This is a genomic window from Ideonella sp., assembly GCF_041287625.1.
Lineage (GTDB): Bacteria > Pseudomonadota > Gammaproteobacteria > Burkholderiales > Burkholderiaceae_C > Ideonella.
On sequence record NZ_JBGGNH010000015.1, the window covers coordinates 226,119 to 251,176 of the forward strand.

Genomic DNA, 25,058 nt, shown 5'->3' on the forward strand with positions numbered 1-25,058 from the left:
CGCGGGCACTTCGACGGGCTCAGTGCGAACGGATCGAAAACCGTCCCGACCCGCGACCTCAGCCCTGAGCCTGCATGCGTGACTGCGGCCCGAGTTGCAGCGGGTCGGTCACCAGCTCGATCACCGCAGCCTTGCCCGAGGCCCTGGCGCGCTCGAACGCCGCGGGGAAATCCGCCTCGTGCTCGACGCGTTCGGCGTGCGCGCCAAAGGCGTGGGCGAAGGCCACGAAGTCCGGGTTGACCAGCTGGGTGCCGGACACCCTTCCGGGGTATTCGCGCTCCTGGTGCATGCGGATCGTGCCCAGCATGCCGTTGTTGACCAACAGCACGATGACGGCCGCGCCGAACTGCATGGCCGTGGCCAGTTCCTGTGGGTACATCATGAAGCAGCCATCACCCGCGAAGCACACCACCGTGCGCGCCGGTTCGGCCAGCTTGGCGGCGATGGCAGCCGGGAAGCCGTAGCCCATCGCGCCATTGGTCGGCGCCAGCTCGGTGCCGAGCGATCGGTAGCGGTAGAAGCGGTGCAGCCAGACGGTGTAGTTGCCGGCGCCGTTGCTCAGCACCGCGTCGTCCGGCAGCACCTCGTTCAGGTGGGCCACCACGGCCGACATCTCCACACCGACCTGGCCCTCCGCCCGGCCCACCGGCGTGTTGTGCTTCAGGTACGCGGCGCGGGCCTGCCGGGTCCAGTCGGCCCATGCGCAGGCGGCTGGCGCAGGCAGCGCGGCAAGCCCGCGCGCCATCGGCACCGCGGCAGCCTGGATCGGCAGGTCGGCCTGGTAGACGCGGCCCAGCTCCGCTGCATCCACATGCACATGCACCAGGCATTGCACCGGGCGCGGGGGCTGGATCAGCTCATAGCCGCCCGAGGTGATTTCCGAGAGCCGGCTGCCGAGCACGATCAGCAGGTCCGACTGGCGCACGCTCTCGGCCAGTGCGGGTGACACGCCCAGGCCCAGCTGGCCGACGTAATGCGGATCGCGGTTGTCCAGCACGTCCTGGCGGCGGAACGAGGCCGCCACGGGCAACTCGAAATGCGACACGAACGTCTTCAGGTCCCGCTGCGCGGCTGGCGTCCAACCGGTGCCGCCGACGATGACCAGCGGCCTCTTGGCCGACGCCAGCAGCGTGGCCAGTTCGTCCACCGCTGCAGCGTCCGGCGACGGCGCGGCCACGCGCACCGGCGGTGCGTCCGCCACCTCGGCCAGGCCGAACAGCACGTCCTCAGGCAGCGCCACGACCACCGGCCCCTTGCGGCCGGACATCGCGCAGGCAAAGGCGCGGCTGACGATCTCCGGGATGCGCGCGATGTGCTCGACCTCGGTGGCCCACTTGGCCAGGCCGCCGAACATGCGGCGGTAGTCCACCTCCTGGAAGCCTTCGCGCTCCTTGGTCTCGGTCGCCACCTGGCCGATGAACAGGATCATCGGCGTGGCGTCCTGCATCGCCGTGTGCACGCCGTTGGCCGCGTGTGTCGCGCCCGGGCCGCGGGTCACAAAGACCACGCCAGGCCGGCCGGTGAGCTTGCCGTAGGCGTCGCCCATGTTGGAGGCCGCGCCTTCGTGGCGGGTGACGATGGTGCGGATGTCGGCGCGGCCCTGCAGCGCGTCCAGCACCGGCAGGTAGCTTTCGCCGGGCACGCAGTACACCTGGTCCACGCCGTTCTGGCGCAGCGCCTGCACGAGGATCTGGCCGCCGTTGCGCGAGGTCGAGCATGGCCCTTTGCGCATGGCTCACTGCCCCGGACTGCTCACGCGCGCAGACACGCGCGGCAGCCGCAGCGCGAAGCGTGTGGCGTTCTCGTTCGACGTCACTTCGACGGTGCCGCCGTGCGCGGTGGCGATTTCGCGCACCACGTAGAGGCCCAGGCCGAGGTTGGCGCCGGCCACGGGGGAGTCGGCCTCCCAGTCTTCGCCTGCCGCGCGGACGAGGGGGTCGAAGAGGGTTGGCAACAGTCGTTTCGGGATGGGTTTGCCGGTGTTTTCCACGGCCAGGATCACCTCGTCCGCGCGCGTGCCGTCCAGGCAGATGCGGATGGGGGCGTCCGGCAGGCCGTATTTCAATGCGTTGACGACCAGGTTCGAGAGGACCTGGTGCAGGCGCCGCGCGTCCCATTCCCCACGCAGGTCGCCCCGCACTTCCAGCGCCAGTTCGCGCCCGCCGCTGATGGCCGCGATCTCGTCCAGGGTTTCGCGGGCGAACTGGTCGAGCTGGAGGTCAGCCGGATCGATCGGCAGGCCGGAGCCCAGCCGGTGCCGGGTGTATTCGACCAGGTCATCCAGCAGCGCCTTCATCTGCGCAACGCTGCGCAGCAGGACAGGCGTGTGCGGCGAATCGTTGGGCCGGCTGCGCCGGTGCAGGTTGGCGCAGCTGGCAATCGTGCTCAGCGGGCCGCGCAGGTCGTGGCCCAGCATGCCGAGGAAAAGGTCACGTGCCTTGTCGACCTCCGCCACAAAGACTTGCAATGACTCTGCGATGGCCTGGTCGACCGCTTCGTTGAAGCGGGCGAATTCTTCCAGGTCCTCGCGCTGCGCAGGGCCCGATGAGGCACTCCAGAGTCGGAAGACCGTCGCGCGCAGGGCCCTGTATTCGGCCACCAATTGCTCGATGTGGAACCCCTGCCGCTCGCGCTGCCGGGCATGGCTGCGGGACGGCACGTCGGCCGATTCAGAAGCGGTTGCACTGTTGCCTTCCGACTTGGCCTGCCGCTCGTCCTCCTGCAGTGGGCGCCCCATGTCGGCAACGATTTCCTCAAGGATCAGCTTGCCGTGATCCAGCAAGGCCGCGTCGTCCAGGTTTGCCGCAGCAGGCAGCTGGCAGCGCGCAAACGCCACCCATTCGACCAGGATCTCGTCAAGGTGGCTGATGATGAAGTTGGAGAGGCGCATGCGCCATTTTGCAGCGGGCGGAGGCCACCACCGAGACCATTCGTGCAGAGCGGGTTCGGGCGGCCCTGGTACGGCGCTCGTCAGCCTGCCGGTGCCGCCTCGCATCGACAAAGGCGCGCGTCATCTCGATGGCCTCGAACACCGGCGAACCGACGCCCACCACGGCGCGCTTGAGCGGCGCCTCACGCGGCCTTGCGCCGCGCGGGCTTGGCGGCGGTGGGCTTGGCGACCGACTTGACGGAGGGCTTGGCAGTGGCGCTGCGCCTCGATTTGGGCTTGGCCTCGGGCGCTGCGTCGTCTTGCGTGTCCCGGGACTTGGCGCCGGACTTGCCGCGTCCGCCCAGGCTGCGCTTGAGCAGCTCGGTCAGGTCGACCACGTTGCTGGGCGCGCTGCTGTCGGCGGCGGCTTCCAGCGGCGTGACACGCTCGGTGTCGCCGGCTTCGGACTTCTTGTGGATCAGCGCCATGATGGCGGCGCGGAACTGGTCTGCGTAGTCCTCGGCCCGCCACTTCATCGTCATGTCGGCGATCAAGGCTTCTGCCATCTTCATCTCGCCGGGCGCCAGCTTGTTGGCCGCGGCGCCCTCGGGCGGAAAGCTCAGTTCCTCGGCCGGGCGGATCTCGTTGGGCCAGCGCAGCGTGTTGAGCAGCAGCGCCTCGCCGGACGGAATCAGCGCCGCCAGGTGTTCCTTCGCGTGCATGACCACCCGCGCGATGCCGATGCAGCCGGCCTTCAGCATGGCCTCGCGCAGCAGTGCGTAGACCTTGCCTGCCTTGCCGATGGGCGCCAGGTAATACGGCTTTTCCAGGTACAGGAAAGGGATCTCGGTCGCGGTGACAAAGGCCTCGATGGCAATCGTCTGCGTGCTCTGCGGGTACGCGGCCTGGATCTCCTCGTCGGACATCAGCACGTAGTCGCCATCTTCGAGCTTCACGCCACGCACGATGTCGTCCTTCTGGATCTCGCGCCCCGTGCGCTTGTTGACGCGCTTGTAGCCCACCGGATCCATGCTGCGCTTGTCCAGCCAGTCGAAGTCGATGTCGTCTTCTCGCGAGGCGGGGTACAGCCCCACCGGTACATGCACCAGCCCGAAGCTGATGGCGCCCTTCCAGATGACCCGTGCCATGCCAAGCTCCTCAAGGCCCGCGGGGGCCGTGCAGCGGCCACTGCAGCCGCAGAGCCTGCATGCTGGCCAAGGCCTGCGCCACACGCCAGCGGTCGAGCGGCAGAGCTGGCGTAGGCCGGGACCTACGGAGGAGCATGGCTAAACTTCTCACCGAAGACTGCGCGGCGCCGCCGATGCGCTCACACCCGAAAGGATCGAATGAGAAGCTCCCACCCCGGCGCCCACCCGGTGCGGACCTGGCGACGCCGGATGTCGGTCGTGATGGCCTGGAGTTCGTTGCTGCTGTTGGCGGCAGCCGCAAGGGCAGCGGAGGAGCCGGCGCCGATTGAGGCGCATGCCGTGTTCACACCGCAGGCAGTGCCGGGCAGCGATGGCTTTCTGCACCTGGCCTATGAGCTGGACGTTACGAACTTCTATGCCGGCACCGGCCCGCTGAATCTCGGCCAGCTGGAGGTCTTTGCCAACGGGGCCAGCAAGCCCCTGGCCAGCTTCAGCGGCACAGCGCTGGCCGCGCTGCTGGGTCCGGGCAAGGCACTGGACGCCGACAACAGCCTGCCCATAGAGGCCGGCATGCATGCCGTGCTTTTCGTCTGGCTCACCTTGCCCAAGACGCAAGCCCTGCCGGCGCTGCTGCATCACCGCCTGGTGTTCAAGACTGCAAAAGGCCAGACGCAGGTGGCCACGGACGTGCCGGTGGCAGTCGACTCGACGCGGCCCGTGGTGATCGCTGCGCCGCTGCGATCCAACGCAAAGGCCGTGCAGTGGCTGGTCGATGAAGGCCCGGGCCATGCGCAGTCGCACCACTGGGGCAGCCTGGTGGCGGAAAACGGGCGCCTGACGGTTCCCCAGCGCCATGCCATCGACTTCTTCGGCCTGGATGCCAAGGGCCACGCCGTCACCGTCCCGTCAGACAAGCTGGCGAGCAGCCTGCCCAGCGACTGGACCGGCTTCGATGCGGAGGTTGTGGCGGTGGCAGACGGTGTGGTGCGCAGCGCGCGCGACGGCGTGCCGGACAACAAGCCCTTGGCGCCGATGGCGCAGCCCACCGAGATGACGGCCGAGGCGCTCTACGGCAATTTCGTGATCCTCGAGATTGCGCCTCACGTCTTCGTGCACTACGCGCACCTGCGCCAGGGCAGCCTGCGCGTGAAGACCGGCGAGCGCATCAAGCGAGGCGCCCCACTGGCACGGCTGGGCGTGTCCGGCAGTGCCGGCGCGCCCCATCTGCATTTCCAGGTGTCCGACTCGGCGGAATTTGCCCCGTCACAAGGGTTGCCGTTTGTCTTCGAGCGCCTCACCTTGACAGGCCGCGGCAGCGAAAGCGACATGCTGGACCTGTCGAAAGACGCCTCACCCGACCGCCCGGTCGGCATGCGAGCTGTGATGCCGCTGCACGGCGACCTGATCGGCTTCTGACCCGGTTCATCGCCGCGTCAGACAAGTCCTACGCCAAGCCGGGGCGGCGATCCCTGGCAAGCCGCCTGCCCGATTGCCACACTGGCAACAGGGTGCCGCGGAGCAGCCTGTCCTGCCCACCATGCCCCACACCCTGAACGCCTACCTGGTCGAGGACAGTCGACTGATCCGCGACAACCTGACGGCCGCCCTCGAAGAAATGGCCTCGGTGAAGATCGTCGGCTGGGCGGACGGCGAGCACGAGGCCGTGGCGCACCTGGCGGCGCTCACGCCACCCATGGCGCAAGCGCCACTGGACCTGGTGCTGATCGACCTGATGCTCGCGCAAGGCTCCGGCCTGGGCGTGCTGCGCTCAGCCTGCGGCCATGGCCATGGCCACGGCGCGCGAGCACGCTGCGTGGTGCTCACCAACTACGCCACGCCCGACATGCGGCGCGAATGCCTGAAGCTGGGCGCTGACCGCGTCTTCGACAAGTCCAACGAGATCGATGCCTTGATTGACTACTGCCTGGCGCTGGCCGAAGACCGGCCCCCGCCGCCACGCTGACATTCCGGCAGCTTTCACCCACCAGGGCACCGCGCCCTGCTTTGCCACTGTGTTGCAGGCAACGGGAACAGGCCTGGCAACGACCCCTTTGCGGAGGAATTCCCCATGACCCAAACCGGAAGGACCGTCGTGTCGACCCTGTTGAACGATCACGAAAAGCAGATCTTTGCCGCTTGGTTGCAAGCCCTGAAGGCCGATGGTGCGCTGAGCAGCGGCCGCATCCAGGAGGGTGAACTGCAGACCCAGTGCGCAGCCTTCCTGCGCCTGTTGCGCGACGCCCTGCAGAGCGGCAGCCTGAACGTCGACGCACCCTCTTTCGGGCCGGTGCGCGACTTCCTCACCGATCTCTCCGCCAGCCGCGGCATGCAGGGTTTCTCGCCGCGCGAAACCGCCATCTTCGTCTTCTCGCTGAAACAGCCGCTGTTCGACGCCTCCGCACACGTGGACACGGCCGACGAGCTTGGCCGGCTGCGCTCGAACTGGGAGATCGGCCTGCTGCTGGACCGCCTGGGCCTGCTGACGATGGAGACCTTCCAGAAGACCCGCGAAGGCGTGATCGTGCGCCAGCAGCAGGAGCTGGCCGAGCTGTCCACGCCGGTGATCAAGCTCTGGGACGGCATCCTCGCGCTGCCGCTGATCGGCACGCTGGACAGCGAACGCACCCAGTCGGTGATGGAGAACCTGCTCGAAGCCATCGTCCAGCAGAGTGCCGAGATCGCCATCATCGACATCACCGGCGTGCCGATGGTGGACACGCTGACCGCGCAGCACTTGCTCAAGACCATTGCCGCCGCCCGGCTGATGGGCGCGGACTGCATCATCAGCGGCATCCGCCCGCAGATTGCGCAGACCATGGTGCACCTGGGCGTGGAACTCACCGTGGTCTCCAAGGCCACGCTGGCCGACGCCTTCCTGCTGGCGCTGACCCGCCAGGGCCGCAGCGTGGTGCGCAACCGGAGCAAGTACGACGTCGCGGCCGCCTCGCCGCAGAAGGCCTGAGGTCGACATGGAACGGATTCCCATCCTCCGGCTCGGCAACGCGCTGCTGGTGAGCATCCAGGTCGACATGCACGACCAGATCGCCCAGGCGTTGGAAGAAGACCTGAGCCACAAGGTGGTGGCCACCGGCGCGCGCGGCGTGCTGATCGACATCTCCGCGCTGGAGATCGTCGACAGCTTCATGGGCCGCATGCTGGACAACATCGCCGCCGTCTCGCGCATGCTGGACGCCGACACGGTGGTCGTCGGCATGCGCCCGGCAGTCGCCATCACGCTGGTGGAACTCGGCCTCTCGCTGACCGGCGTGAAGACCGCGCTGAACGTGGACCGCGGCATTGCCATGATCCGCGCACACGCCAATGTCTACCGCGACGAAGCCGCCGACGGGGACGACGACGACGACGGCCAGCAGGACCAAGCCGGTGCCTGAACGGCTGGACATTCGGAGTTCTGAAGACGTGGTGCGCGTGCGGCAACGGGTTCGCGGGCTGGCGATCGAGGCCGGCTTCGGCCTGGTGGACCAGACCAAGTTCGTCACCGCCGCCAGCGAGATCGCCCGCAACACGCTGGACTACGGCGGTGGCGGCTGGGTCGAGATGGAGCTGGTCGCCCTGCCGCCGCGAAATGGCGTCCGGCTGTGCTTCATTGACGAAGGCCCCGGCATTGCCGACCTGGCCGCCGCGCTGCGGGACGGCTACACCACCGGCAAGGGCATGGGCCTGGGCCTGGGCGGTGCCAGGCGCCTGTCCAGCGAGTTCGAGATTCAAACCGCCCCCGGGCAAGGCACGCGCATCACCATGACGCGATGGAAATGATGATGAAAGCGCGACCGCGATGAAGATGACCGAATGGCCGCTGGCCGACGTGACGCAGATCGCCGGCGCGCGGCGCCACGCCCAGTCGCTGGCGCAGGAGGCCGGCTTCGACCCGGCCCGCGCGGCCGCGGTGGCGCTGGTGGCGACCGAGCTGTCGACCAACCTGATCAAGCACGGCGGCGGTGGCCGGCTGCTGGTGGGCCACCATGACCACAGCCTGCACCTGCTGGCCATGGACAAGGGCCAGGGCATGGTCGACATCGCCGCCTGCATGGCCGACGGCTACTCCACCGCCGGCACCCGCGGCAACGGCCTGGGCGCGGTGCGGCGGGCCTCGGCCGCGCTGCACGTGGCCTCCTGGCCCGGCCAGGGCACGGTCATCCATGCACGGTTGCCGCGCGATGAACCGGCCGCCTCTGCCACCTCGGCCAACGCCACCTCGGCCAGCGCCACCAGCCAGCAGCAGCTCGGTGCGGTGATGGTGGCCAAGCACGGCGAGACCGTGTGCGGCGATGCCTGGAGCGTGCACGAGGACGGCGCCAGCCGCACCGTGTTCGTCGCCGACGGGCTGGGCCACGGCACCCAGGCCGCCATTGCCTCCACCGAGGCGGTGCAGGTCTTCCAGCGGCACCGCACCGGCGGGCCGGTGGAGATCATCGAGGCGGTGCATGCGGGGCTGCGCCACACCCGCGGTGCCGCCGTGGCGGCAGCCCGCGTGCAGTGGGGCAGCGGCACCACCGTCTTCGCCGGCCTGGGCAACATTGCCGGCACCGTCTGGGGGCCGGGCGGGCAGATGCGCCGCATGGTCTCGCACAACGGCACGGCCGGGCACAACGCACGCAAGGTCCAGGGCTTCGAATACCCCAGCGCAGACGGCCTGCTGATCATGCACTCCGACGGCATTGGCAGCAGCTGGTCACTGGAACCCTACCCTGGCCTCTCGCGCCAGCACCCGATGCTGGTGGCCGGCGTGCTGTACCGCGATTTCGCCCGCGGGCACGACGACGCCACCATCGTCGTCGTCAAGACCGGCCGGCGCTGATGCCATGAGCCTGCGCCTCGCCACCCTGTCCTTCACCAGCGCCGCCGACGTGGCCGCGGCGCGCCTGCAGGTGCGCCGCGCGGCCGAGCTGCTGGGCTTCGACCGACCAGCCCAGACCCGCCTGGCCACCGCCGCCTCCGAGATCGCCCGCAATGCGTCCGACCATGCCGGCGGCGGCGTGCTGAGCCTGGCGGTGGACCAGCCGGTCGGCCCGCGGCAATTCCTCGTCGTCATCGAAGACCGGGGCGGCGGCATTGGCGAACTGGACGCCATCCTGGCCGGCCGCAAGGCCTTCGCACCCAACCATGGGCAGGGCTTGCTGAATGCGCGCCGGCTGGTTGACGGTTTCGACATCCGGACCGGCCTGGACGGCACGCGGGTGCAGCTGTCGCAGGCCTTGCCTGCCAGCGCGCAGGCCCGGCTCAACCCGGTGGTGCTGGACGAGATTGCCGCCGCCATGCCGCAACGCCGCGCCGACCCGGTCACCGCGCTGCACGAACAGAACCGCGAGCTGGCCGAAAGCCTGCACCAGCTGGGCGAGCGCCAGGCTGACAGCCTGCGCCTGAACCGCGAGCTGGAGGAGACCAACCGCGGCGTGGTCGCGCTGTACGCAGAGCTGGAGGAAAAAGCCGAGCAGCTCAAGGCGGCCAGCGACACCAAGTCGCGCTTCCTCTCGCAGATGAGCCATGAATTCCGCACGCCGCTGAACTCGATCCTGGCGCTCTCGCGGCTGCTGATCGACGGTGTGGACGGCCCGCTGAACGCCGAGCAGACGCGCCAGGTCGGCTACATCCGCTCGTCGGCGCAGACGCTGCTGGAAATGGTCAACGACCTGCTGGACCTGTCCAAGATCGAGGCCGGCAAGCTGGACGTGAAGCCGGCCGCGTTCACCGCCACCGAACTCTTCGCCTCGCTGCGCGGCGCGCTGCGCCCGCTGCACCAGAACCCCGCCGTGCGGCTGGTGTTCGACGAGCCCACCGGCCTGCCCGCCCTGTTCGGCGACGAGCCCAAGGTGGCCCAGGTGCTGCGCAACCTGATCCACAACGCGCTGAAGTTCACCGAACAAGGCCAGGTGCGCGTGACCGCCCGGCACGACAGTGCGCGCCGCCGCATGGTCTTCAGCGTGGCCGACACCGGCGTGGGCATCTCGGCCGAGGACCAGGCCCGCATCTTCGAGGAGTTCTCGCAGGTGGACGGCCGGCTGCAGCGCGGCGGCACCGGCCTGGGCCTGCCGCTGTCGCGCCGGCTGGCCATGCTGATGGGCGGCGACATCACGCTGCGCAGCCAGCCTGGCGAGGGCTCCACTTTCGAGCTGTTCCTGCCGGTGCGCCTGGGCCAGCCGCTGCAACCCTCGCCCAGCGCCGCCGGCCACGCCGCCCGCCGCATGCTGGTGATCGACGACGAAGAGGCCTTCCGCTACGTGGTGCGCCACATCGCGCAGGACGCCGACTTCGAGGTGATGGAGGCGGCCGATGGCCAGGCCGGCCTGGAGGCTGCGCTGCAGCACCGGCCGGAACTCATCATGCTGGACCTGCACATGCCGCGCATGGATGGCTTCACCGTGATGCGCCGGCTGGCCGAGTCCGGGCTGCGCACCACGCCGGTGGTCATCTGCTCGTCCTACCCACTGTCGATGGAGCAGAAGCGCTCGCTGTCCAGCGCCTATGCCATCCTGCCCAAGCAAGACGTGTCGCGCGACGGCCTGACGTCCCTGATCAACACAGCGGTCTTCGGGCCAGGAGGTGTCCCATGAGTCTCGAAACCGCCATCATCCTGAACGTCGAAGACACCGAGGCCGCGCGCTACACCAAGCACCGCACGCTGCGGCATGCCGGCTTCGAAGTGGTGGACGCGCACAACGGTGCCGAAGCGCTGCGGTGCATGGAAAACCTGCGGCCCGCGCTGGCCCTGCTGGACGTGCACCTGCCCGACATGAGCGGCCTGGAAGTCTGCAAGCAGATCAAGCAGCGCTGGCCCAGCACCATGGTGCTGCAGACCTCCGCCACGATGATCTCCTCGCGCGACCGCACCCAAGGCCTGGAAGGTGGGGCCGATGCCTACCTGATCCAGCCGACAGAACCGCAGGAACTGGTGGCCGCCGTGCGCGCGCTGCTGCGCCTGCACGCGGCCGAGGCCGCCACCCGCACGCTGAACGCCACGCTGGAAGCCCGGGTGGAAGAGCGCACTCGCGAGCTGCGCCGTGCCAATGTGCAGCTGCTGGAGCAGATCGCCCAGCGCGAGCGGGCGGAATACGCGCTGATCCAGTCACAGAAACTCGAAACCGTGGGCCAGCTGTCCGACGTGATGGTGCACGACTTCAAGAACATCCTCTCCGGTGTGGCGGCGCAGGTGCGCGGCGCCCGCGGCCAGGTGGAAGGCCAGCCGGTGCAGCCGCTGCTCGACGACGCGCTGCTCGCTGCCGAACGGGGCCAGCGCCTGACCGAACGTTTCCTCGCCTTCTCCCGCCCCGGCGAGATGCTGGCCAGCGCGGTGGACGTGCGCGCGCTGCTGCTGCAGCTGAACGAATGGCTGCAGCAGACGGCCGGCCACGGCAACCCCGTCACGCTGGCGCTGCCCGAGCACCCCGTGCTGGCGCAGACCGACAGCCCCCAGCTCGAACTGGCGCTGCTGAACCTGGTGATGAACGCCCGCGATGCAATGCCCGACGGCGGCCGCATCACCATCGCCGCGACCCAGCGGCAATTGCTCGCCGCCGACGCCGAACTCGCCCCCGGCCGCTACACCGTCGTCAGCGTGCAGGACACCGGCAGCGGCATGCCCCCCGAAGTCGCCGCCCGCGCCTTCGAGCCCTTCTTCACCACCAAGCTGCCCTCCGCCGGCACCGGGCTTGGCCTGCTGCAAGTGAGCAACCTCTGCCGCTTCTCGCAAGGCAGCGCACGGCTGCAAAGCGAACCCGGCGTTGGCACGACCGTGGCGCTGTGGCTGGCTGCGGCTTGATCATTCGCTGACCAACTGCCGATACACCTCGTTCGACACATCTGCCAGCACCTGCCGGCTGGCGTCGGCGGTGATCGCGTAGCCGTAGGCGCCGTCCACCCAGTAGAAGACGTTGACCTTGCCTTCGCGGGCGAAGCGGAAGGCGGTGGCCGGCATCGCGCTGGCGGGCACGCCCGCGTGGACTGGCGCTGAAGCGGCACCGGCAGGGCCGAGTTCGTTGGAGACGTAGACGGTGAGCTTGCGGCCCTCGCTGTCCCGGTACATGAACTGCGCGACCGGGCCCTGGCCGCCGGGCAGCAGCCGGCCGCCTTCGAGCGCATAGCCCTGGGCCTGCAAATGCGGCGGCTTCATCGCCGCGCCCATGCGGCGCGAAAGCCAGGTGCTGAGCTGTTCCTCGTGCGCAGCGTCCAGCTCCACGGCGCGGCGCTGGTCCGGGCTGAAGACGGCATGCGCCACCGCGGCGCTGCGGGCAAAGCCTTCGGGCGAACGGGCGGCGGCCAACGCCAGCGCGGTCGCATCGCCACCTGCCGGCAGCGCGCTGTGCAGGCCCCAGCCGGTGCCGGTGCCCAGCAGCAGCAGCGCCAGGCCGGCGACCCAGCGCTGCGCGTACCAGGGCTGGCGCGGCGCCGCGGCGCGCAGCAGCCGGGCGGGGGCGGCTTCGTCCAGCACCGGGTCGAACAAGGCGCGCAAGGCCGCCTTCTGGCCGCGGTAGTCGGCCAGCCGCTCAGCCTCTTGCGGCCGCTCGGCCAGGTAGGCGCCGATCTCCTGCTGGCGTGCGGCTGGCAGCTGGCCGTCCAGCCAGCCGTGCAGCTCGGCTTCGGTGACCGGTGTGTCCGCGTCTTCGGGCCTCATTTGATGACCTTCAAGGTGGGCCGGCCGGCGACGGCGGCGGCCGTTGCGGTGGCCGGCAGCACCGGTTCGTTCATCAGCTGCCGCAGCCGCTCGCGGCTCCGCGACAGGCGCGACATCACGGTGCCCATCGGCAGGCCCAGCGCCTGCGCCACGTCGGCATAGGCCATGTCTTCCAGCGCCACCAGCAGCAGCACCTCGCGCTGCTCGGCCGGCAGCTGGGCCAGCGCGCCCGCCAGGTCCCGCAGCGCCAGGCCTTCGGTTTGACGCGCCGGCTCGGCCTGCTCCGGCAGCGGCTCACCTTCGGCCAGCGCCACGATGTTCAACCGGCCGCGGCGGTGGCCGTCCACGTGCAGGTGGTGCATCAGGCTGAACAGCCAGGCCCGCATGTCGGCCACGCCGCGCCACAGCCCGGCCTTGGCCCAGGCACGCTCCAGCGTGTCCTGCACCAGGTCGTCGGCATCGTCCCGGTTGCCGGCCAGCGCGCGCGCATAGCGGCGCAGGCGCGGCAGCCAGGTCAGCAGTTGCTGCGGGTCGTCGTGCTGCACGTGCGGGCTCGGCCAGGTTCATTCCGGAATGATGTGCCAGACGTCCTTGAACTTGTCACCGCTGCGCTCGCCGGCCGCCTTGTCGGCCTCGTAGTAGTACAGCGGCTTGCCCTTGAAGGCCCATTGCTTGGCGCCGTCGTCACGCGTCAGCAGCGTGTAGTCGCCGCTGGGCGTGTCACCTGCTGTGGCCACCAGCGGCGGCCAGAGCTTGGCGCAAGGGCCGTTGCAGACGCTCTTGCCGCTGCCGGCAGTGTCCTTGTCGAAGGTGTAGAGCGTCATGCCGTTCGGGCCGACCAGCGCACCCTTGCTGAACGCGGGTGCGGCGGCCTGGGCCAGGCCGGCCACGGCCATCAGGCCGGTCATCACGCCAGTGGTCAGCGCCAGGCGCCAGCCGGTGTGCATGCGAATCTGCGTCATCGAGATGTCTCCCCATCGGTGAGCGAGCCGCCCCGCCCCCATGGCGCGGCAGCTGCTCACTGTGACGCAGACGGGCGCGGCGTGCCGTTTATTCCATCGGCCGCGAAAAATTGTGCGAATCGGTGAGCGCCATGCCCTCGGCGGGCCAGGCCAGCTCGCCCGCCCGGCCCAGCAGGGCTTTCAGCGCCGCCAGCGAGCGCGGCTCGACGACCGGCGTCGGGTTGTGCGCCGCGCGAAATTCGGCCGCCATGCGGTAGGCCGCCTGGCGGATGCGCATGATCGCGCCCAGCGGCCGGTGCGCCGCCAGCGCATGCCAGGGGCTGAAGGCCATGCCGTCGTCGATCACCACCGACAGCGCCCGGCTCCAGCCCGGCTGCGGTGCCGCGCGCAGCCGCGCCACCGCCACATACGGGCTCAGCGCCTCGGACCACGGCTCGGACGGGTCTTCCAGCGGCATGTGGGCCAGGTCGGTGCACAGCTGCACGCGCAGCTCCCAGGCGCCGCCCTCGCGCGCGAAATGCGCCTCCACGGCCAGGCGCAGCGCGTCATGGTGGGCGTCCAGGTCGACCGGATGCTGGCGCAACGCGAGCAGAGAATCGTCCACCGGCACCAGGCAGAACTTGGCCATGTACGGGCCCCACAGCAACGGCAACTGGCCGTAGTAGCGGTCACCCAGCGGGTGGGTGGGCGGATGCGCGCCCAGCGCCTTGAGCGAGTTGAGCTCGGTGTCGGCCTTCTCGGCCCAGCGCTCCAGCCCGCGCAACACCACCGAGAGCGCCTGCTTCAGGCTGGGCAGCCTGTCGGTCGTGGCTGCCACCAGCTTCACGCTGCGCAGGAACTGGCGCGCACTCTTGGCGCTGAAGTTCGGGCTGTCGACCATCACGAAGTCCTGCGTGCTGTCGCCCTCCGAGCCCGGCACCCGGTCACCCGGCACACCCACCAGCTTCAGCGCAAAGCCGCGCGGCGTGGACACCGCGTCATGCAGCAGGTCACCCGGAATGGTCGACAGCCGCATCACCGCCGGGTAACGCCCGGGCTGCGCAAACACCCCTTGTGCATAGGCCGGCGGCAGGTCGTCCAGCACCTCCAGCTCGCCCAGCAACAACCCGTGGCTCTTGGCATGCACCGAGCGATAGGCATGGCCTTCATCCTTCAGCACCTTCTCGCTGATGCCCCGCATCGCCGCAACCAGTGCATCGCCGGTCTGTGCCTCGTCTTCTTCGAGGAATTCAAAGGAAGGCTGGTAACGCAGTGGTTGCAGCGTGAACGGATCCGGCAGGCTCGGGTCGTCCAGCGTGGCATCGTGTGTGGCATGCGCAGCGGCAGGCGAAGTCATGCGCGGCTCCTCGGCAGTGAAACTGCTTCAGCCTAGGCTTGCGCCAAAGGGCCGGACGTAGGACGGCGCCGCGATCGCGCCAACGCCGCTTACATCCTTCTCGAACCGCAACACTTGCCCGGCGCCGGGGGAATCGACAATCGCCCCGCACTCGCACCCGAAGTCACCCCAGCCCGTCCCATGCGCCTCCATCCCAGCCTCCTTGCCACCGCGGCATTCACCCTCTGTGCCGCCCTCGCCGCCCCGGCCCAAGCCCAGGACATCACCGTCAGCTGTGCAGAAAGAGGAAAGCCCGGCCCCATGGCGCAGCCGCTGCTCGAAGAGGTGAACCTGCTGCGCACCAACCCAAGGGAATACGCCAAATTCGTCGAGGAGCGATTCCGCAACATGGACGCGCAAGGCTTCTACAAATCGGAGGGCATGTCCTACGCCAGTGTGGAAGGCCGCGCCGCCGTGGCGGAAACCATCGCGTTCCTCAGGGAGGCACAGCCGGTGAAGCCGCTGGCGCTGTCGAACTGCCTGTCCAACGCCGCACAGGGCCACGTGGCCGAACAAGGCCCCGAAGGCGCCACCGGCCACTACAGCGCCAACGGCGCCAGCCCCTCCGACCGCGCCACCCGCCACCTGTCCGGCACCGCCTATTGCGGCGAAAACATCAGCTACGGCATGCCCACGCCCCGCGACGTCGTGATCCAGCTCGTGGTGGACGACGGCGTGCCCACCCGCGGCCACCGCGACAACCTGTTCAAGGACGACTACAAGACCGTCGGCTTCGGCTTCGGCCCGCACAAGAAGTTCGGCTTCATGGCGGTGGAATTGATGTGCATGAATGCCATCCGGTAGCAGAGCTTTTGAATGGGTTGGGCATCAAAAGACTGACGACACTTCGCCTGCAGGCGGAACCGGAACAGCGATCTCCATCAGCGCGCTTTTTGCAGCGCCGCCGATGGCCGCGCAAAGTTGGCGTTGGGCGGCTGGGCACGCGGAGGCAGCGTCGACCTGAATTGCTCGAAGCTGGGTCGGATCAGTCGAGGCATCGATGTGCCTGAGCACGAATTTCAGGAAGGCAGGCCTTCGCCGAGTGACCTCGGCAAGCACCGGCAGCGTGTCCCAACGCGAAGCAAGCGTGTGGACAATCAGATCGGAGTAGCCCTCCGAGTAGTAGCCGTCATCAAGACACTGCGGAAAGTGCTTGCGATGAAAGGCGTCGATCGTTCGCCAGTCACCAACCCGACGAAGCACGGAGTCGAAAGCCTCGTCAGTCAAGCGGCACTGAGCCTGCGGCTTTGCCTGGCTTGCAGCATGACCCACCGCAATGGTTGTCATGGTGAGAAGCAGCGGCAGGATATGACGCATGCCGAGGTAGTTCAACGTCCGGGTCACCTCAACAAGCGCTCATCGCGGCTGGCCAGGCAATCTGTATTTGGCCTTCAGGACCAGCTTTGCGCGCGCCTGAGTCAGATGCTTGACGTAGGGGCGGCCGTCCGTCGTCTTCAGCAGGAAATACTCGCCATGGAGGTTTCGAACGATCTGCGTGAGATAGAAGGCGTCAACCCGCCATTCATCATGCTGGACGGTTTCGGATTGGTCCATGACCTCGGCACGATTTGCATCGAGTGTCAACCGTTCATCCGCGCATTGAATGCGAACGGACTTCAGGTCTCCAATCGCCCGGTCGCGAATTGAGCGGATTCGTTCATGATTGAAGTTGAACAAGGCAGGCCCTCGACACTTTCGTTCCGGTGCATTGGCTCGGCAGACCCCACAGCGGCTACGCGGGACGTCGCCTCCAGATTTCAACGCGACAGGCGACCTTACCCGCAGTTTCACACTGCGCCTCAAACCCATCCCGTTTTCGCCAGAACAACGTGGACCGACCCACTTGAGGCGCCAGGGACCAACCGCGCGCCTGCAGGTCTTGTTGCAACTTGGTCATCGCCAGCGGGCCGGCTTGGCATCTGAGCAGGAGGCTCTTCGACAACCACCTGCAGTTGGCCGCATCAGCGCTCGATGTCAACGCTTCGATCTCACTCCGTAAGCTCACCTCCAGTGGCAACGGAGCAGGAGGGGATGGGTGGCCGAACGTGGCAGAGCGTCCCACAGCACCAGCGCGATGCTACCCGAGCACAAGCATCAAAAAGCTCGTCCCGGGCTTCCATGTGCACCTGCGGCATGCCGGCCAACGCGCGGATCACGGCCACCACATCCTTGCGGCCCAGCTCGTAGAAGCCCCGAAGCACCCTTTCGAATTCCAGCACGACGGTGAGGCTGACGAAGACCTGGCCCGTCATCGCGCGCACCGCCGCGGGCCGCTGCTTCGGCGTCATCCGGGTCGTTGACGAAGAAGCGCGCGAGCACGTTGGTGTCGACGGCTTTCATCGGCGTTTCAACGGCGCGCCTTGGTCGTCGGCGCGGCAGGATCGAAATCGGCCAGCTTGCGCGGCTTGCCACGCGACGGTGCCGTGACCATGCCGGCCAGTTCGCTGACGGCGCTCTGCGGCACGGCACGCTGCACACGCAGCCGGAGTCCGTCGGCCTCCTCCGTCACTTCCAACCGGGCACCAGGATTGAGCCCGAGCCCGCGACGCAACTCCACCCATCCCGGCGGGCGCCTCGATGCGGCGCGCACAGTGGGCGGAGAGCGGCGCCAGCCCGTGAACTGGTTCACGGTCTTGTTGCCCTGCTTCCAATGGGTGACGGCGATCGTGCGGTGGGTCACGCAACTGCTTTTTGAACCCCCAAGCGCAGGCGGCCTGCAGCTACAAACCGCACCCTTGCTGCCCATTCGGGTTGCGGCAAGTCATCCGTGAAATTCATTGAGGAGGTCGATATGCAAAGGTATGCCGCAGAGTTTGTGGGCACGTTCTGGCTGGTGCTGGGCGGTTGTGGAAGTGCAGTGCTGGCTGCCGCGTTTCCAGGGGTGGGCATTGGGCTCCTGGGGGTGTCGCTGGCCTTCGGTTTGACGGTGTTGACGATGGCCTATGCGATCGGCCACATCAGCGGCTGCCACCTGAATCCGGCCGTCTCCATCGGGCTGTGGGCGGGCGGCCGATTCTCGGCGCGCGAGCTGGTGCCTTACATCGTGGCCCAGGTGCTGGGCGCCGTGGCCGCAGGGGGCGTGCTGTTCCTCATCGCGTCCGGTAAGGCCGGCTTCGACGTCGCTGGCGGGTTCGCATCCAACGGGTTCGGCGAGCACTCGCCAGGTAGCTACTCCCTGTTCGCCGCGCTGGTGTGCGAAGTGGTCATGACGGCCCTGTTCCTGATCGTCATCCTCGGCGCCACCGACGAGCGTGCACCTAAGGGATTCGCACCCATCGCCATCGGCCTGTGCCTGACCTTGATCCACCTCATCAGCATCCCGGTGACCAACACCTCGGTCAACCCTGCGCGCAGCACCGGCGTGGCGCTCTTCGTCGGCGGCTGGGCAGTCGAACAGCTGTGGGCCTTCTGGCTCGCCCCAATCGTCGGCGCACTGATCGGGGCCGGTGTGTACCGTGTCATCGGCAAGCGCTGAGCATCCCCTCAGGCCAGAAGCTTCACGCCTGGCTTTTCAAGAGCCGCCCGGCAGCGCAGCAGCATCACCAACGACTCGCAGAACCAGTGCCTACGAGCAGCCGGGCATGCTCGCGTTGACTCGCGATCGCAAGAATCCACAAGGCAATCGCGGCAAAAACAGCCACCAGGCCCGACATGATGGCGAGCAAAGTCATTGGCGTGTCTCCGGCTCCACGTACTCCCCACCCCAGGACGCCGGATGCACGTCCTCCACCGATTCGGTCAGGGTCCAGACGTGGCCGCCGGGGTCCGCCACGGTGCATTGCCGCTCGCCATACACATGCGTCTCGGGCGATTGCAACACCCGGGCCCCCGCCGCGAAGGCGGCGTGGAACAAGGCGTCGATGTCGACGACACGAAGCATCACCGAGACCGAGGCGGCGTGGCCTGAGGCCTCGCCGCGATCCGCCACTACCACCGCGCCCGAGCCCATAGGCGCATTCAATTGCACGCGATGCGTGCCGATCCGCAGCCGCTCGGTGAACCCGAAACAGCCGCACAGCCAGGCCACGGCCTCCGGCACGCTGGGATAGTGCAGCACAGGGATCACCGCGGCGTCGGGGATGGAGCGATTGGGTGGCAACGTTCTGGGCATGACCTGTCTCCAGTAAACGAGCGCATGAGGCCCCGCGCCCAGTCAGACACTCAGCGTACGCCCCGCAATGCTGGCACATCCAGAAAAGGCCATGACAGCGAAGGCGAGCAGCGATTGGATGAAGTGATGTTTCACGATGCCAGAAGCTCTGGGCTGAATCCGAGCCCGCGGTCACACCCTCACCCGATACCAGTAGTGATAAGCCCGCCGAAACCCCATGGTTTCGTACAGGCGGATGGCGCCGGCGTTCGCGCCCACCACTTGCAGGTAAGCCCCCTGAGCGCCGCGCTCGCGGCCCCAGGCCAGCAGCGAATGGCAGAGCGCCTTCGCCAGGCCCTGGCGGCGGTGCTCCGAGTGGGTGGCAATGTCGAACAAGCCGACCTGCCCGGCCACGAGCACAGCAAGGCCACAACAGACCGGTTTGCCAGCCGCATCGGTCTGCACGGCGAAGGCGCAGGGATGCCGGATGGCTTGCAGCATCTGCAGGTGCACGGCCTGGTCGGGGCCGAGCTTGCCGGAGATTTGCTGGAAGGCGGTGAGCCAGGTGGCGGGGTCGGTGAACGTGAGTGGTGCGGCCGTGAATGGTGCGGCCTCGTGGGGCGCGGGCAACTGCTCACCGGCAAGGCGCATGACCAGTGACAGGTCCAGGAACTGGTAGCCCAGGCCGGCCAGGCGCGAATCCGTGCCTTCAGGTGCGGCAAACGAGGCGAGCCGGAAGATGGGGCGCAGGCCGCGTTCTGTGAACCTGGCCTCGATGGCTGCGATCTGCGCGGGTGAGAGGTCTTGCGCCACCGCTGTCGCATTCGCCGAATTCGCGCGCTTGGTGTAGCCCTGGGCGTAGCGCAAATGCCAGCCGAAGAGGTCCTCGTGTTCGAGGCTGGGCCAGGCGGCGAAGGCGGCGGTTTCGAGGGCGTGCAGCGGCGACATCAGGCGGACCGGTGAAGCGACGGAAGCGCCGCATCATAGGGGCGGCTGGCCGCGCAGGCCCTCCCGCAGCAGCGCCAGGTAGCGCTGCGCCACGGTGCCCAGCGGGCGCTCGCGGTGCCACACCACGTCCACCCACAGCGAGACCTGGTTGCTCATGTTGTCGAAGGCCAGCTCGACCAGCTCGCCCTGGCCGGACGGCGGCAGCATGGCGCGCGGCAGGAAGGCCCAGCCGAGGCCGGCTTCGACCAGGCGCATCGCCGCCATGTGGCTGCCGGCTTCCCAGCGGTTGGCCGAATGGATGAGGCGGGGGTTGTGTTCACCGGCCCGGCTGCCGACCAGGATCTGCCGGGTTTCCTGCAGGGTTTCGCTGCGCAGCGGCGCGTTGCCGGCGACCTGGGCCAGCCAGGCGCGCGAGGCCACGGCCACCAGCAGTTCGCAGCCCACTTCCTCGAAGCCTTCCCAGGCTTCCAGCGCATGCCGCTCGAAGACCAGCGCCAGCTGCACCTCGCCTTCGCGCAGCAGCGCCATCGCCTCGGCCTGCGGCAGCACGCGCACGTCCAGCGCCAGCGGCGGGAAGGCCTCGGCCAATGCGGCCAGCGGGGCGCTCCATCCGGCGCCTTCCAGCTCGGGCGCCAGCGCGAGGGACAGCCTCGGCTGCGGCGCCTCATGCAGCGCCAGCGCCTGCGCGCCCAGGCGCTGCAGGTGGCTGGCGGCCAGCCGCGCCTGCGGCAGCAGCGCCAGGCCGGCGGGCGTGAGCACGGTGCTGCGGGCCTGGCGCTCGAACAGCTGCAGGTCCAGCTCGGCTTCCAGCTGGCCGACCGCCATGCTGACGGCCGACGGCATGCGCCCCAGCGCGCGGGCCGCAGCCGAAAACGAGCCGTGGTCGACCACGGCCAGGAACACGCGCACGGCTTCGCTGCTGAACATGCCATCAGCTTAGCTGACAGCAGTTGACTGGCAGCCTTCAGTTGCCAACGTTAGTCTCCGGGCTTCTTTCTGACTTTCCCGGACGAGGTGCCCCGATGAATGGGCCTGGACTGCAAGGGCTGCGCCGACGCGTGCTGTACGTGACCATCTTCGAGGCCGGCGCCATCGGGGCCAACAGCCTGATCATGCAGGCGCTGGGCCATCCGATGCAGGCCGCGGGCGCGGTGGCGGTGGCGGCTTCGGTGGCCGCGGTGCTGTGGAACGCACTGTTCAACACGCTGTTCGAGCGCTGGGAAGCGCGGCAGGCCAGGCGTGGCCGCAGCTTTGCGCGCCGGGCGGTGCATGCGCTGCTGTTCGAGGGCGGGCTGACGCTGCTGCTGGTGCCGGTGATGATGTGGCTGCTGCAGGTTGGCTTCTGGCATGCGGTGACGCTGGAGATGGGCCTGATCGCCTTTTTCCTGGTCTTCACCTACCTCTTCAACTGGGCCTTCGACTCGGTGTTCGGCCTGCCGGCCTCGGCGGCCTGAGCGACGAAGGAACAGGCCAGTCAACTTTGCCGCGGGCGTTCCGATATCACTGCCGAGGGCTCACCCAAGCGTGAGTGTGTGCATTCCTGACGTCACAAGGCAGAACCAGAATGAGATCCATCAAGCAGTTGTTCGGAACCGCACTGATCAGCACGGCCATCGCGGCGCTGTTGCTCGTCGTGTCGATCTACCAGGTTGGCGCGGCAAGCGACAGGCTGTCCGTCGCGCATGAGTCGCGCCATGTCTCTGCGCTGCTGGCCGACGAATTGCGACAGAGCTCCGATGACCTGACCCGCCTGGCGCGCACCTACGTCGTCAGCGGCGACCCCATGTGGGAACAGCAGTACTTCGAGGTGCTGGACATCCGCAACGGCAAGAAGCCGCGCCCGCCCGGCTACGAAAGAATCTACTGGGACTTTCGCGCCGCCGGCACCGTGCCCTCCGGGCCTGGCCACGAAGGCAGCAGCACCAGCGTGTCCCTGCTGGACAGCATGAAGGCCGCCGGCTTCACGGAAGCCGAATTTGCCAAGCTCAAGGAAGCCGCGGCGAACTCTGACGATCTGGTCAAGACGGAGACCGTCGCGATGAACATGGTCAAGGGCCTGTACGCGGACGGCAACGGCGGCTTCAGCAAGAAGGGCGAGCCCGACTTGGCTCAAGCCCAGGCCATGATGCACAACGCCGACTACCACCGCTACAAGGCCAAGATCATGAAGCCGGTCGACGAGTTCTTCGGCATGCTCGACGAGCGCACAGCAGCGGCGGTGACGCTTGCCAACACCTCGCGCCAGCGCTGGTATGCGGCGGCGCTGGTCAGCCTTGCACTGATGTTCGCGTCGGCGATCGGTTCCTTGTTCTACGCGCAATCGTGGATCCGGCGCCGCCTGGGCGCGGAGCCGGACGCCGTCGTCGCCACGATGCGCAGCATTGCGCAAGGCGATCTGATCGTGAGCCCCGCCGCGGGAGGCGCGGACAAGGCGGATGCGAGCAGCGTGATGGGCGCACTGGGGCAGCTGGCCGCCAGTTTTGCGAACTCCGTGGCGTTGGTGCGCAGCTCGGCCGAAGGCGTGGCCACGGCCAGTGCACAGATTGCGCAGGGCAACCATGATTTGTCAGGCCGCACGGAACAACAAGCCAGCGCGCTGCAGCAGACCGCGGCCACCATGGACGAGCTGGGTGGCACCGTGCGCAGCAACGCCGACAGCGCCAGGCAGGCCCATCAGCTGGCGCACAGCGCCTGTGCCGTGGCCGAGCGGGGCGGCAGCGTCGTGGGCCAGGTCGTCACAACGATGCAGGGCATCAACGACAGCAGCCGCAGGATCGGCGACATCACCGGCGTGATCGACGGCATCGCCTTCCAGACCAACATCCTTGCGTTGAATGCGGCGGTGGAAGCCGCGCGCGCGGGTGAGCAAGGCCGGGGCTTCGCAGTGGTGGCTTCCGAAGTCCGCAGCCTGGCGCAGCGCAGCGCCGAGGCGGCCAAGGAGATCAAGTCCTTGATCGGTCGCAGCATGGCGCAGGTCGAGCAGGGCAATGTCCAGGTCGATCAGGCGGGCAAGACCATGGGCGAGATCGTCAGCGCCATTCAGCATGTCAGCACCATCGTGGCCGAGATCACATCGGCCAGCACGCAGCAGAGCCATGGCGTGCAGCAGGTGGGCACGGCCGTCAGCCAGATGGACCAGGCCACGCAGCAGAACGCCGCGCTGGTGGAAGAGAGCGCCGCTGCCGCGGAGAGCCTGAACGCCCAGGCTCAACAGCTGGTACAGGCCGTGGCGCTGTTCAAGCTCCCGGTCACGGCTCAGCGCTGAGGCCGTCTTCCCAGATCGCCACTGGCGCCGCGAAGATCGAGCGATCGGCCGGGCCGGCGCCCTGGCTGGCCAGGCGCAGCCAGGCGACGGTGTCGTGGTGGGTGCCGGGCATGCGGTCGATGCTGCGCTCGGCCATCAGCCAAGCGTGCAGCGCGGCGTATGCCGCCGGGTGGTGCTGCTGGGTCCAGGCCAGGCCGACCAGGTCTGCGTAGCCCTCCTCGCGGCGCACCGCCTTCATCTCGCGGTAATCGGCCTGCAGCTCCGGGGCGAGGCCTTGGGGCTCTTGCCAGGACAGGCCTGCCGGCAGTCCGTACCAGGCGCCGTCCAGGTGGCGCCGGCAGTGGGCCAGCTCGTGCGCGGCCATCAGTTCCAGCGCAGGGTTCTGCAGCTCGGGCGCCAGGCCCGCCAGCGTGGCCTGGGCTTCGGGGTTGCCGCGCAGCGTGAAGACCAGCTTGCAGCGGCCTTCGACAAACGCCATCGCGATCGGCGCTGCGCCGGCAGCGGGCTGCGGCTGCACCACGATGTCCAGCGGCAGCCGGCTTTCCCTGGCAAAGGCCACCACCGGCCAGACGGCTTTCAGCCAGCTGGTTTCCAGGGCGGTCACCTCCGCTGCAGCGACCGGCAAACCTGCCAGGTTCAGCCCAAGACCGAGGCTCAAGATGGCCCATCCCTGGGCCCACAAAGATTGCTTCACAGGCATCTCCGGCATTCCACGACGCATTGCACGCAACCTTAGGGCCCGCCTGCACCTGGTCTTTGGCGGAAATGAGGGGTGGCATGCCGCCTGTTACATCCTCGGCAGCCATGGGCCGGGATGGTCAGCCCTGCGGCAATTTCTGCCGCTGGCGACGGTGCCGCAGCGAGGTGCGGCCGACCGGCTTGGGCACAGGGATTGCCGAACCTGAAGCGTCGGCACACCGTCGGCGTTTGGACCGAACCACATCGTCTTAGGAGACCATGATGAATCAGCAAAACCGAAGTCAGGAACAGCAAAAGCAGCAGCAACAGGATGCGGGCCAGCAAGGTCAGCGCAGCGACCAGAAGAAGCCGCAGGACCAGCAACAGCAACAACAGCGCAGCGGCTCCCAGAGCCAGCAGGGCGGCAAGGACTCGCAGCGCAGCCAGAGCAACGTCGGCCAGCAAGGCGGCAAGCAGTCGGGTTCTGACCAGCAGCGCTGAGGAGGAAGGTGCGCGGGCCGGCGGCACGCCGTTTGCCCCGGCCGGGCTGGTGGCCCGCTGTGCCGAGTTTCGGCCGGCGGGCCGGTTGTCCCTGTGTTGCCCATGCTGCTGTGCGGGCAGGAAAGCGCCTTGATGATGGACCTGTCTCTTCCCGCTGCTGCAGCGATGCCGCCGGCCGCGCCGCGCGCGCAGCTGCGGCCGCTGCAGCACCTTGAGGCGCCTGTCGCGATGGAAGCCCGGAGAACTCGCCGGCCGCCCAGCATCAAGGCCCAGCTCACCCGCAGCCTGGGCCTGGAGGAGCGGACGGGCCAGGAGATGCTGCGGATCCCTGCCGGACCGTGCACGCTGGAGCGCACCCAGCGCCGTGTGCTGCTGCGCTGGGTGGGCGACGCCGGACCGGGCGTGGTGAGCTTGTCCCCTTCGCTGATGCGCAGCCTGCTGGCGCGGGGCGTCTTGAAAAAGGATCCGCCCAAGCGCAACGCCGCCGGGAAGAGGGATCCGGGTGCCAGCGCAGCGAGCACCTCCAGGGTCGTGGCCGCCTGAGCGCCGAACCCTGGGCGCTGCGCCCGTCCGTGCGCCGCATCGGCATGCCG

At 68.4% G+C, this 25,058-nt stretch carries 30 protein-coding genes; 14 read left to right on the forward strand and 16 right to left on the reverse strand.

The annotated features are described in order from the left end of the window. Window positions 1-58: 58 nt before the first annotated feature. From ACAH41_RS05270 to ACAH41_RS05280, 3 genes are all read right to left on the reverse strand, one after another. A complete protein-coding gene (locus ACAH41_RS05270) occupies window positions 59-1,732 on the reverse strand; it encodes a thiamine pyrophosphate-binding protein (RefSeq protein ID WP_325652962.1) in 1,674 nt (557 codons plus the stop codon). A 3-nt stretch (window positions 1,733-1,735) separates the two neighbouring features. Continuing rightward, window positions 1,736-2,890, reverse strand: coding sequence for a HAMP domain-containing sensor histidine kinase (locus ACAH41_RS05275; RefSeq protein WP_325652960.1), 1,155 nt, complete (start codon window positions 2,888-2,890; stop codon window positions 1,736-1,738). Between the two features lie 182 nt (window positions 2,891-3,072). Next, window positions 3,073-4,017 carry a Ku protein gene (locus tag ACAH41_RS05280; RefSeq protein ID WP_325652958.1) on the reverse strand — a complete coding sequence of 315 codons (945 nt, stop codon included), beginning with the start codon at window positions 4,015-4,017 and terminating at the stop codon, window positions 3,073-3,075. A 198-nt stretch (window positions 4,018-4,215) separates the two neighbouring features. Here ACAH41_RS05280 and ACAH41_RS05285 point away from each other — a divergent pair, with 198 nt between their 5' ends. The 8 genes from ACAH41_RS05285 to ACAH41_RS05320 all read left to right on the forward strand — a co-directional run bounded on the left by ACAH41_RS05285 (window position 4,216) and on the right by ACAH41_RS05320 (window position 11,794). Next, on the forward strand, window positions 4,216-5,433 hold the full coding sequence (locus ACAH41_RS05285; RefSeq protein WP_325652957.1) for a M23 family metallopeptidase: 1,218 nt from the start codon (window positions 4,216-4,218) through the stop codon (window positions 5,431-5,433). 121 nt (window positions 5,434-5,554) lie between these two features. Beyond that, entirely contained in the window at window positions 5,555-5,980 is a 426-nt protein-coding gene (locus ACAH41_RS05290) for a response regulator (RefSeq protein WP_325652956.1), read from the forward strand. A gap of 105 nt (window positions 5,981-6,085) precedes the next feature. Next, window positions 6,086-6,979 (forward strand): STAS domain-containing protein, encoded by an 894-nt coding sequence (locus tag ACAH41_RS05295; protein WP_370538206.1) that lies wholly within the window; start codon window positions 6,086-6,088, stop codon window positions 6,977-6,979. A 7-nt stretch (window positions 6,980-6,986) separates the two neighbouring features. Continuing rightward, complete coding sequence (locus ACAH41_RS05300) at window positions 6,987-7,409, forward strand: STAS domain-containing protein (protein WP_325652952.1); 423 nt, start codon at window positions 6,987-6,989, stop codon at window positions 7,407-7,409. Next, window positions 7,402-7,794 (forward strand): anti-sigma regulatory factor, encoded by a 393-nt coding sequence (locus ACAH41_RS05305; protein WP_325652951.1) that lies wholly within the window; start codon window positions 7,402-7,404, stop codon window positions 7,792-7,794. Before ACAH41_RS05300 ends, ACAH41_RS05305 begins: the two co-directional genes overlap by 8 nt. 19 nt (window positions 7,795-7,813) lie before the next feature. Further along, the gene (locus ACAH41_RS05310) at window positions 7,814-8,836 is read left to right on the forward strand and encodes an ATP-binding protein (RefSeq protein WP_325652949.1); all 1,023 of its coding nucleotides are present in this window, start codon (window positions 7,814-7,816) and stop codon (window positions 8,834-8,836) included. Window positions 8,837-8,840: 4 nt separating this feature from the next. Then, window positions 8,841-10,589, forward strand: coding sequence for an ATP-binding protein (locus ACAH41_RS05315; protein ID WP_325652946.1), 1,749 nt, complete (start codon window positions 8,841-8,843; stop codon window positions 10,587-10,589). Next, the gene (locus ACAH41_RS05320) at window positions 10,586-11,794 is read left to right on the forward strand and encodes a response regulator (protein ID WP_325652945.1); all 1,209 of its coding nucleotides are present in this window, start codon (window positions 10,586-10,588) and stop codon (window positions 11,792-11,794) included. The genes ACAH41_RS05315 and ACAH41_RS05320 overlap by 4 nt, the downstream gene beginning before the upstream one ends. Here the strand turns inward: ACAH41_RS05320 and ACAH41_RS05325 are convergent, their stop codons facing one another. From ACAH41_RS05325 to ACAH41_RS05340, 4 genes are all read right to left on the reverse strand, one after another. Beyond that, window positions 11,795-12,646 (reverse strand): anti-sigma factor, encoded by an 852-nt coding sequence (locus ACAH41_RS05325; protein ID WP_325652943.1) that lies wholly within the window; start codon window positions 12,644-12,646, stop codon window positions 11,795-11,797. Continuing rightward, on the reverse strand, window positions 12,643-13,191 hold the full coding sequence (locus tag ACAH41_RS05330) for an RNA polymerase sigma factor (protein ID WP_325652941.1): 549 nt from the start codon (window positions 13,189-13,191) through the stop codon (window positions 12,643-12,645). Before ACAH41_RS05330 ends, ACAH41_RS05325 begins: the two co-directional genes overlap by 4 nt. 18 nt (window positions 13,192-13,209) lie before the next feature. Beyond that, window positions 13,210-13,608 (reverse strand): hypothetical protein, encoded by a 399-nt coding sequence (locus ACAH41_RS05335; protein WP_370538207.1) that lies wholly within the window; start codon window positions 13,606-13,608, stop codon window positions 13,210-13,212. A gap of 88 nt (window positions 13,609-13,696) precedes the next feature. Further along, on the reverse strand, window positions 13,697-14,944 hold the full coding sequence (locus tag ACAH41_RS05340; protein ID WP_325652940.1) for a catalase family protein: 1,248 nt from the start codon (window positions 14,942-14,944) through the stop codon (window positions 13,697-13,699). Window positions 14,945-15,244: 300 nt separating this feature from the next. Here ACAH41_RS05340 and ACAH41_RS05345 point away from each other — a divergent pair, with 300 nt between their 5' ends. Further along, window positions 15,245-15,787, forward strand: a complete 543-nt coding sequence (locus ACAH41_RS05345) for a CAP domain-containing protein (protein WP_325652938.1) — start codon at window positions 15,245-15,247, stop codon at window positions 15,785-15,787. A 24-nt stretch (window positions 15,788-15,811) separates the two neighbouring features. On the opposite strand, the gene ACAH41_RS05350 is transcribed toward ACAH41_RS05345, so the two are convergent. From ACAH41_RS05350 to ACAH41_RS05365, 4 genes are all read right to left on the reverse strand, one after another. Further along, window positions 15,812-16,315: a hypothetical protein gene (locus tag ACAH41_RS05350; protein WP_325652936.1), complete on the reverse strand. Its 504-nt coding sequence runs from the start codon at window positions 16,313-16,315 to the stop codon at window positions 15,812-15,814. 24 nt (window positions 16,316-16,339) lie between these two features. Next, entirely contained in the window at window positions 16,340-16,660 is a 321-nt protein-coding gene (locus ACAH41_RS05355) for a hypothetical protein (protein WP_325652934.1), read from the reverse strand. Between the two features lie 311 nt (window positions 16,661-16,971). After that, window positions 16,972-17,271: a hypothetical protein gene (locus ACAH41_RS05360; RefSeq protein WP_325652932.1), complete on the reverse strand. Its 300-nt coding sequence runs from the start codon at window positions 17,269-17,271 to the stop codon at window positions 16,972-16,974. A 59-nt stretch (window positions 17,272-17,330) separates the two neighbouring features. Then, window positions 17,331-17,663 (reverse strand): hypothetical protein, encoded by a 333-nt coding sequence (locus ACAH41_RS05365; protein WP_325652930.1) that lies wholly within the window; start codon window positions 17,661-17,663, stop codon window positions 17,331-17,333. Between the two features lie 111 nt (window positions 17,664-17,774). Between ACAH41_RS05365 and aqpZ the strand changes: the two genes are divergently transcribed. Then, entirely contained in the window at window positions 17,775-18,458 is a 684-nt protein-coding gene (gene aqpZ / locus ACAH41_RS05370) for an aquaporin Z (protein ID WP_325652928.1), read from the forward strand. Window positions 18,459-18,522: 64 nt separating this feature from the next. Here aqpZ and ACAH41_RS05375 read toward each other — a convergent pair whose 3' ends face one another. The 4 genes from ACAH41_RS05375 to ACAH41_RS05390 all read right to left on the reverse strand — a co-directional run bounded on the left by ACAH41_RS05375 (window position 18,523) and on the right by ACAH41_RS05390 (window position 20,948). Beyond that, complete coding sequence (locus tag ACAH41_RS05375) at window positions 18,523-18,654, reverse strand: hypothetical protein (protein ID WP_325652926.1); 132 nt, start codon at window positions 18,652-18,654, stop codon at window positions 18,523-18,525. Further along, window positions 18,651-19,094: a VOC family protein gene (locus ACAH41_RS05380; protein ID WP_325652924.1), complete on the reverse strand. Its 444-nt coding sequence runs from the start codon at window positions 19,092-19,094 to the stop codon at window positions 18,651-18,653. Before ACAH41_RS05380 ends, ACAH41_RS05375 begins: the two co-directional genes overlap by 4 nt. Window positions 19,095-19,265: 171 nt before the next feature. After that, window positions 19,266-20,021 (reverse strand): GNAT family N-acetyltransferase, encoded by a 756-nt coding sequence (locus tag ACAH41_RS05385; protein WP_325652923.1) that lies wholly within the window; start codon window positions 20,019-20,021, stop codon window positions 19,266-19,268. Window positions 20,022-20,054: 33 nt separating this feature from the next. Continuing rightward, window positions 20,055-20,948: a LysR family transcriptional regulator gene (locus ACAH41_RS05390; RefSeq protein ID WP_325652921.1), complete on the reverse strand. Its 894-nt coding sequence runs from the start codon at window positions 20,946-20,948 to the stop codon at window positions 20,055-20,057. Window positions 20,949-21,043: 95 nt separating this feature from the next. Here ACAH41_RS05390 and ACAH41_RS05395 point away from each other — a divergent pair, with 95 nt between their 5' ends. Together ACAH41_RS05395 and ACAH41_RS05400 are read left to right on the forward strand one after the other, a co-directional pair. Next, window positions 21,044-21,475 (forward strand): PACE efflux transporter, encoded by a 432-nt coding sequence (locus ACAH41_RS05395; RefSeq protein WP_325652919.1) that lies wholly within the window; start codon window positions 21,044-21,046, stop codon window positions 21,473-21,475. Between the two features lie 110 nt (window positions 21,476-21,585). Further along, complete coding sequence (locus ACAH41_RS05400) at window positions 21,586-23,286, forward strand: methyl-accepting chemotaxis protein (RefSeq protein ID WP_325652917.1); 1,701 nt, start codon at window positions 21,586-21,588, stop codon at window positions 23,284-23,286. On the opposite strand, the gene ACAH41_RS05405 is transcribed toward ACAH41_RS05400, so the two are convergent. Continuing rightward, a complete protein-coding gene (locus ACAH41_RS05405) occupies window positions 23,270-23,944 on the reverse strand; it encodes a hypothetical protein (protein ID WP_325652915.1) in 675 nt (224 codons plus the stop codon). The two genes, ACAH41_RS05400 and ACAH41_RS05405, sit on opposite strands and share 17 nt — an antisense overlap. Window positions 23,945-24,246: 302 nt before the next feature. Between ACAH41_RS05405 and ACAH41_RS05410 the strand changes: the two genes are divergently transcribed. Continuing rightward, on the forward strand, window positions 24,247-24,465 hold the full coding sequence (locus ACAH41_RS05410; protein ID WP_325652913.1) for a hypothetical protein: 219 nt from the start codon (window positions 24,247-24,249) through the stop codon (window positions 24,463-24,465). 132 nt (window positions 24,466-24,597) lie between these two features. After that, window positions 24,598-25,008 carry a hypothetical protein gene (locus ACAH41_RS05415; RefSeq protein WP_325652912.1) on the forward strand — a complete coding sequence of 137 codons (411 nt, stop codon included), beginning with the start codon at window positions 24,598-24,600 and terminating at the stop codon, window positions 25,006-25,008. The last annotated feature ends 50 nt before the right edge of the window (window positions 25,009-25,058 follow it).